The organism is Amycolatopsis sp. Poz14, from assembly GCF_006704225.1.
Lineage (GTDB): Bacteria > Actinomycetota > Actinomycetes > Mycobacteriales > Pseudonocardiaceae > Amycolatopsis > Amycolatopsis nivea.
In genome coordinates this window covers 9,388,975-9,395,517 of record NZ_JACLHD010000001.1, presented here as the reverse complement: position 1 = coordinate 9,395,517, position 6,543 = coordinate 9,388,975, and the positions used below count along the sequence as shown (strand labels likewise).

At 68.9% G+C, this 6,543-nt stretch carries 15 protein-coding genes; 13 read left to right on the top strand and 2 right to left on the bottom strand.

The annotated features are described in order from the left end of the window. The coding region (locus tag FKO37_RS43705) for a hypothetical protein (RefSeq protein WP_238608195.1) at positions 1-418 on the top strand (418 nt) is incomplete at its 5' end. 10 nt (positions 419-428) lie between these two features. Here the strand turns inward: FKO37_RS43705 and FKO37_RS43700 are convergent. Both FKO37_RS43700 and FKO37_RS43695 read right to left on the bottom strand, forming a co-directional pair. Next, the gene (locus FKO37_RS43700) at positions 429-824 is read right to left on the bottom strand and encodes a hypothetical protein (protein WP_238608194.1); all 396 of its coding nucleotides are present in this window, start codon (positions 822-824) and stop codon (positions 429-431) included. Between the two features lie 127 nt (positions 825-951). Continuing rightward, on the bottom strand, positions 952-1,422 hold the full coding sequence (locus FKO37_RS43695) for a helix-turn-helix transcriptional regulator (protein WP_238608193.1): 471 nt from the start codon (positions 1,420-1,422) through the stop codon (positions 952-954). Between the two features lie 142 nt (positions 1,423-1,564). Here FKO37_RS43695 and FKO37_RS43690 point away from each other — a divergent pair, with 142 nt between their 5' ends. From FKO37_RS43690 to FKO37_RS43635, 12 genes are all read left to right on the top strand, one after another. Next, the gene (locus tag FKO37_RS43690) at positions 1,565-1,804 is read left to right on the top strand and encodes a helix-turn-helix domain-containing protein (protein ID WP_238608192.1); all 240 of its coding nucleotides are present in this window, start codon (positions 1,565-1,567) and stop codon (positions 1,802-1,804) included. Further along, complete coding sequence (locus FKO37_RS43685; RefSeq protein WP_238608191.1) at positions 1,801-1,998, top strand: hypothetical protein; 198 nt, start codon at positions 1,801-1,803, stop codon at positions 1,996-1,998. The genes FKO37_RS43690 and FKO37_RS43685 overlap by 4 nt, the downstream gene beginning before the upstream one ends. 71 nt (positions 1,999-2,069) lie before the next feature. Continuing rightward, a complete protein-coding gene (locus tag FKO37_RS43680; RefSeq protein WP_238608190.1) occupies positions 2,070-2,309 on the top strand; it encodes a hypothetical protein in 240 nt (79 codons plus the stop codon). Further along, complete coding sequence (locus FKO37_RS43675; protein ID WP_238608189.1) at positions 2,306-2,668, top strand: hypothetical protein; 363 nt, start codon at positions 2,306-2,308, stop codon at positions 2,666-2,668. The genes FKO37_RS43680 and FKO37_RS43675 overlap by 4 nt, the downstream gene beginning before the upstream one ends. Then, positions 2,668-2,853 (top strand): hypothetical protein, encoded by a 186-nt coding sequence (locus tag FKO37_RS43670; protein ID WP_238608188.1) that lies wholly within the window; start codon positions 2,668-2,670, stop codon positions 2,851-2,853. Before FKO37_RS43675 ends, FKO37_RS43670 begins: the two co-directional genes overlap by 1 nt. Further along, complete coding sequence (locus FKO37_RS43665; protein WP_238608187.1) at positions 2,850-3,146, top strand: hypothetical protein; 297 nt, start codon at positions 2,850-2,852, stop codon at positions 3,144-3,146. The genes FKO37_RS43670 and FKO37_RS43665 overlap by 4 nt, the downstream gene beginning before the upstream one ends. Further along, positions 3,143-3,820: a lambda exonuclease family protein gene (locus FKO37_RS43660; RefSeq protein WP_238608186.1), complete on the top strand. Its 678-nt coding sequence runs from the start codon at positions 3,143-3,145 to the stop codon at positions 3,818-3,820. The genes FKO37_RS43665 and FKO37_RS43660 overlap by 4 nt, the downstream gene beginning before the upstream one ends. Then, positions 3,820-4,353 (top strand): hypothetical protein, encoded by a 534-nt coding sequence (locus FKO37_RS43655; RefSeq protein WP_238608185.1) that lies wholly within the window; start codon positions 3,820-3,822, stop codon positions 4,351-4,353. Before FKO37_RS43660 ends, FKO37_RS43655 begins: the two co-directional genes overlap by 1 nt. Continuing rightward, complete coding sequence (locus tag FKO37_RS43650) at positions 4,350-4,739, top strand: SsgA family sporulation/cell division regulator (protein WP_238608184.1); 390 nt, start codon at positions 4,350-4,352, stop codon at positions 4,737-4,739. The genes FKO37_RS43655 and FKO37_RS43650 overlap by 4 nt, the downstream gene beginning before the upstream one ends. After that, positions 4,736-5,197 carry a LuxR C-terminal-related transcriptional regulator gene (locus FKO37_RS47675; RefSeq protein WP_308196578.1) on the top strand — a complete coding sequence of 154 codons (462 nt, stop codon included), beginning with the start codon at positions 4,736-4,738 and terminating at the stop codon, positions 5,195-5,197. The genes FKO37_RS43650 and FKO37_RS47675 overlap by 4 nt, the downstream gene beginning before the upstream one ends. 77 nt (positions 5,198-5,274) lie before the next feature. Beyond that, a complete protein-coding gene (locus FKO37_RS43640; RefSeq protein ID WP_238608183.1) occupies positions 5,275-5,601 on the top strand; it encodes a hypothetical protein in 327 nt (108 codons plus the stop codon). A gap of 36 nt (positions 5,602-5,637) precedes the next feature. Beyond that, on the top strand, positions 5,638-6,522 hold the full coding sequence (locus FKO37_RS43635) for a DUF2303 family protein (RefSeq protein WP_238608182.1): 885 nt from the start codon (positions 5,638-5,640) through the stop codon (positions 6,520-6,522). The last annotated feature ends 21 nt before the right edge of the window (positions 6,523-6,543 follow it).

The window sequence follows — 6,543 nt, the reverse complement described above, 5'->3', positions numbered from 1 at the left end:
GCATGGAGGCGTGCGCCGGAAGCTGGCGGACGAGGTCGCCGAACGCGATGACCTGGCGCGCAGGGCCGCGGCTCGGGAGCCGGGGCTCACGGTGGCGCTCGTGACGACGATTGCCGCAGGGATCGAGCAGCGGATCGAGTCCCTTCAGGCGGAGGAAAAGGCGTTGCAGCCGTCGGTGATCGACGGCCTGATCGAGCCCGGCCCGGACGTCCGGAAGCGGTGGAAGCCGCTGCCGATCGAAACGCGGCGGCTGATCGCGCGGCGGCTGCTGGTGCCGGAGTACGTCGGCGAGATCCGGATCAAGCCAGTGGGCCGCGGTCGACGGCGCGTGCCGATGCCGATCACTGAGCAGGTGATGATCGTTCGCGATGAGAAGGCCCCGAGCAGGCGCGGCCGGGGGAAGCGGCGCGCGTCCTGACTGCGGGCGGCTAGACCTCGCCGGTTCGGCGGCTGGCCTCGCCTCGACGGAGGTCGGCGAGGCCGGTTGCTAAGCCGGTGATCTGGCCCTCGTCGTACGCCTCTTGCAGTATCTGCTGCACGTCGTCGCGAGTGATCATGCGGCTTTCCAGCCCCTTGATTTCCGCGATGAACTTGTCGCGATTCTTCCGGTGCGAACGCAGTATTTGCCGCGTGCACCAGGCGAATATTGCTGCGGATGCGGCAGTCCCCGCAATTACCAGGTGAATGTTGAAAATCGTCGTCGGGTCGCCGTTCCGCAGAAACGACAGGTGGACGACGAGCAGAGCGAGCAGCGCAACAGCCAGCCACTGAGCAGCCCGCTGAACACTGTGTGTTACCCGCTCTGGGTGAGACCGGACCGACACATCCCCTCCTTTTGCCCTGGTCGGGCATTTCCGTACGAGGGGAACATCGATGTTGCGTAGCGGTGCGTTAGTCGACAGCTGGCGAACCACACGTTCGGCCTATGTGGCAAGTCACTGTTGGACAGAATCAAGAATGCTCGTTGTCCTCGGCGACTTGCGACGCTAGGGTGTCGAGCGTTTTTCGGTGGATGTCCACGGCTCTTTGCAGCAGCTTTTGCCGCGCCTCGTCGCCATGTGCTTTTCCGTGCCACACCGCCAAGCGCGCAATCTCTCGCGGCGACATACCGGCCAATTCCTCGTCGGTGGCGTCCGGTGGATTCCCGGTCATGAGCTGCCGGAAGCCGGTACCGGCGGGCTGCCTGAGGAAGGTGTCAACCTCCGCGCCGGCCGTTTGGCGCGCGGTGGTGCCGACCGCTCGGCGCAGGAACCGGTCGATCGCCGCGGCAACCTCTTCGCTGATGGGCGACTGTCCTCGGCGGATGCGGAGGAGATGCTGCGGGCTGATGTGCAGCTCGCCCGCGACGCCCGTCCACTTCATGCCCCGGTCTAGTCGTTCGGTGTTGAGCTGCCCTATGAGGTGTTCCAGCTGGCCGTTCAATCGAGCCTCCCCGGTTGACACATAGCAACACATTACCGCACATGTGTGAACACGCGGAAGCACAGAGTGTCGTGATCAACTCGTGATCGCACATGTTCACACATGTGTGGACATGTGTGGCTTTGTGTCGTACGTTCGCACCATGCCCCGAACCCCTCTCGCCCTTCCGGTCAGCGGACGCAAGTTCCGCGAGCTGCGCGAGCTGGCCGGGCTCGACCAGGCCGAAGTCGAGGTCAAGACCGCCGAGCGCGGCCACCGCGTCGACCGCACCCGGTTGAGCCGGATCGAAACCGGACAGGTCAAGCCGACCGTGAAGCAACTCGCCGTGCTGGTCGCCGTGTTCGACGTCGAAGTGGCGGCCGTCCTGGAGCCCGTCGCATGACCGCGCCGCCGGAGACCCCGCTCAAGCCCGGCCAGCACGTCATCGTGGCGCGCCCCGGCGAGTCGGCGGCCGACTTCATCGCGCGGCTGATTGCGACCGCGCCGAGCCCGGACGCCGCGCTCGCCGAAGACCTCCGGCACTGGCTGCCGCCGGTCGCCGCCGAGCCGGTGCTCGACCTCAAAGCCGCTGCCTGAAACAGAAAACGCCCGCTCCGCAGCCGTTGCGGGACTGCGGAGCGGGCCCGACCAAGGGAGATGCACCTCCGATGACCGACACCGACTATCCCACGAGAGCCAATTACGTCGGCCGCCACCGCGCGCCGGATTTCCTCGAGACCTTCGCCGAGGCGGCCGACGAGCACACGCTCGAGCTGGCGGCGATCGCCGCCGAACCGACCGGGCCCGCGGCTTGGTTCGCGCGGAACCTGACCAGCGCGCGCCTCGCTGTCATGGCCGCTGCCGTCGGCGTGTTCGCCGGTGCCGGGCTCGGGTGGTGGCTCGGATGACCGCCGTCATGGAACGCACGCGCGTCGTGCTCGGCGGCCCGCCGGTGCTGCGGCCGGTGATCGAGACCGAGGCCGGGCGCGCCGAGTGGGAAGCGGCGTCGACGGCCGCGCAGGAGCCGGAGCAATGCGAGTGGTGCCAGCAGGCGAAGCACCTCGTGCGCTGGCGGATCACTCCGCACCCGGGCGACACCCCGGCGCCGGGCGTGCTCGATGAGCTGGTGGGCGCGTGCCATTGCTGCACGTGGGGCCCGGCCGGGCTGTACGAGCGCGCCAGGCGGGAAGCGACCGACGACCGAGACATTCAAGTCGAGCACCTGGAGCGCGGAGGCCGCTGGGTGCGTTGGGAGACGCGATTCTGATGGACGACAAGATTTACTGCGGCGCAACAGGATGCGGCCACCGCGCGGCGTTCCGGGCCGAGCGGTTCGAGGAAGACTCCGAGGCGCAGCACGCGTGCGGCGGGCACCTGCCCGCCGCCGTGCGGGCGGTCTCGGAAGACCTGCCGGTGATGGTGCGCCAGCTGCCGAAGCGCGGTGCGCGATGAGCGCGCGGATCGTGTCGGCGGACGCCGTCGACGAGGCGCTGGCCGCCACGGACCGGCTCGGCCGGATGCTGCGCTCGTGGCGGGACGGGATCGAGCGGGAAGCCGCCCGGTTCCTCGGTGAGACGGAGGAAGGCGATTACCGCGTCGAGCTGACGATTACGGTCGAGCTTGACCCGGCATGGGTGGGGCACGATCGGTCTCTGCGGTCGCTGGCCGAGTCCATTGTGGACACGATCGACCACGAGCCCGGCATGACCGTGTCTGAGGCGAGCCGCGCGGCGGTGACCTCGTGACCCTGACCGCGTTCCCTGACGTGATCCAGGGCTCTGACGAATGGCACGACCAGCGTCGCGGCATCCTTACCGCGTCCGTCGTCGGGCAGCTGGTCACGCCGAAGACGCGGAAGCCCGCGGCCAACGCCGCGAGTCGTGGCATTACGGCGCAGCTCGTCGCCGAGCGGATCACCGGCTACACCGACCCCACCTACGTCGGGGACGACATGCTGCGCGGCATCGAGGACGAGCTGCGGGCGCGTGACCTGTACGCCGAGGTCTACGAGCGCCCCGTCCGGCAGGTCGGTTTCCTTCTCCGCCAAGAGGAAACCTGGCAGCTCGGCTACTCGCCCGATGGCCTCGTCGGCGACGACGGCCTGATCGAGGTGAAGTCGCGCCGCTCCAAGCTCCACCTGCGCACCATCCTCACGGGCGAGGTGCCCGACGAGTACGTGGCGCAGTGTCAGGCCGGGCTGCTTGTGTCCGGCCGCGCGTGGCTCGACTTCATCTCGTTCTGCGGCGGAATGCCCATGTGGCACAAGCGGGTGCTGCCCGACCCGGAATGGCACGCCGCGATCATCGCCGCCGCCGAGCGATTCGAGGCCGCCGCCGTCGAGATGACCGCCGACTACCTCGCGAAAACCGAGGGACTTCCCGCCACCGAGCGGACCACTTTCATGGAGATGAGGATTTGATGGACTTGTCCGACACGATCGCCCCGACGAGCGACCAGCTCGACGCCGTCGATTTGCTCGGCGGGCCGAAGACGTTCACCATCGAGCGGGTCAGTCCGGGCAACGTCGAGCAGCCGGTGAACATCACGCTGGCGGGTTTCCCGCGCCCGTGGCGTCCGGGCAAGTCGATGCGGCGCGTGCTCGTGGCGTGCTGGGGACCCGACGCGGCAACGTACGTCGGGCGCCGCGTGACCCTGTACTGCGACACCTCGGTTCGGTTCGGAGGCCAAGAGGTCGGCGGGACGCGGGTGTCCCACCTGAGCCACCTGGAGAAGCGGAAGCAGGTCCCGCTTTTGGTGTCTCGCGGGAAAAGCGCCGTGTTCGTCGTGCAGCCGCTCGCCGAGACGACCGAGGACCGAATCGCCGAGTTCAAGCGGGAGTGGAAAACCGCTGACCCCGAGCGGCGCAAGGTGATCGAGGCCGAGGTGGCAGCGCTGACGAACGCCGCCGACCACGACCAGGCCGCCGACGACGCGACCGGCGGTGACGCATGAAACTCGCCGTCCCCGTTGCCCCGCTCGTCATCATGGGTGGGCGCGAGCCGCAGCCGCTGCCGATGATCCTTAGCTACGAACCGAACCGCGACCCGTACGCCGTCACGCTCGCTCTCTCGCGCGACCCCTCGCTGGCGTGGCTGCTCGGGCGAGAGCTGCTGCGCGACGGCCTCACCGCCGAAGTCGGCGCGGGCGCGGTGCGCGTGGCACCAAGCGCGGATTTCCTCGCTCTGGGGCTTTCCTGCCCGTGCTGCGGCCAGCCGGTCGGGCTGACCTTCTTCCGCCAGCCGATCGCCGCGTTCGTCGAGTTGGTGTTCCGGCTGGTGCCCGAAGGCCGGGAGTCCGACCGGCTCGACTGGTCGGACCTGGACGAGGTGCTGTCGTGAGCGCCGCCGCCCGGCCGGGGCGCGTGTTGCCGGTGCGGAAACCGGCCGACGTCGCGCTGGTGCTGCTCGTGACCGCCGACGCTGTCCAGGTGGTGAGCGGGCGACTGAAGACCGTCACCGCCGCCGAGGCGCTGCCGCCCGGACCGAACGACAACGTCCCGCGCTACCGGGTGAGCCGCGCGACGCTGGCACCGGCGGACAAACAGCCGCCGGGCACGCTCACCTCCCGCGAAGTCGAGGTGCTGCAACGGATCGCGCTCGGCCTGGAAAACGCGCAGATCGCGGCCGAGCTGTTCCTGTCGGTCGAGACCGTGCGCACTCACGTCAAACACATCCTGAAGAAGCTCGGCGCGATCAACCGCGCGCACGCCGTCCACGAGGGATACCAGCGCGGGGTCTTCGACAGTTTGCAGTTCGCAATTGCAGACAGCCACACTCCGCGCGACCGCGAGCCCTGACCTGTCGGCGGGGTCGCGCCGCGCACAGCCGCGGCCCCGCCGACACCCCAGTTTCCCCACTACGAAAGGAAAACCGAGTGCCCACCACTGAATCGGCCGAGGACACCAAGGCCGCCCCGCCGGACTTCGCGGCCACGCTGCTGACGCTCGCGAAGGGCAAGACGCACGCCGACCTGTCCGCGCAGCTGGCCGAGCTGGTGACCGCCGTGACCACCACGCACAAGGCGGGAAAGCTCACGCTCACGCTGCAGGTGAAGCCGCAGAAAGGCGTCGATGGCGCGGTGCTCGTGACCGCCGGTGTGGTCACGAGCAAGCCGCGGTTTGAAACGCCGGCCAGCATCTTCTACGCCACCGACGAGGGCGCGCTCGTGCGCAACGACCCGAATCAGCAACCGCTGTACTGACCCCCGTTTCCCCGCTACAGCAAGGAGAACACGCACGTGAGCAACGCGAGCAAGCTCGACGCCGACGCCAGCGAGGGCGCGCGGATCGAGGACCTGACGCGCCGTGTCGGCTACAACGAGCCGCCGGTGCCGTTCGACCTGGACGCGGACGGCGCGCACGTGGTGCGCGTCGTGCGCGACGACGAGCGGATCGAGCGGATCAACCTGGAGAGCTGGCAGGCCATCCCGCTCCGGAGCCGCGGCTCGGCGACGCTGCACGACCCGACGCATTTCGTGGACTACGTCGGACGGCTCGGCGACGGCCGGACGACCGTCTGGGGCAACGAGGACGCGAGCAGCTTCACCGCCGTTTTCAACGACCACCAGGGTCCGGCTGCTGCGGGCTGGCGCGATCACACCGCCGTTCTGCAGTTGCAGGACGACCCGGAGTGGAACGCGTTCGCGAAGCGGTCCGGCCAGTACATGAGCCAGATCGATTTCGCCGAGTTCTTGCAGGACTACGCGCCCTCGATCATTCAGCCGGACAGCGCGTCGCTGTTGGAAGTGTCGATGAATTTCAAGGCGCACCGCCGGGCCGAGTTCGAGTCGGCCGTCGACCTGGACACCGGCGACGTGAGTTTCCAGTACACGGAGCAGACCACCGCGAAGACCGCGCCCAAGGCCGGGACGGTCGAGGTCCCGCGCGAATTCGTGATCTCGCTGTCGCCGTTCCTCGGGATGCCGCCGGTGCCGGTGACCGCGCGGCTGCGGTTCGACGTGCACAAGGACGGACTGCGGATCGGCTTCCGGCTCGTGCGGCCCGACCTCGTGAGGCGTGACGCGTTCGCGGCGATCCGCGGCACGCTCGCGGCCGGGCTCGCAACGGCCGGAATCCCGGTTCTGCTCGGCGCTGCGCCGCGCCCGGTGAGCCCGCAGCAGTGACCACGTCGGGGCCCGGCCGAT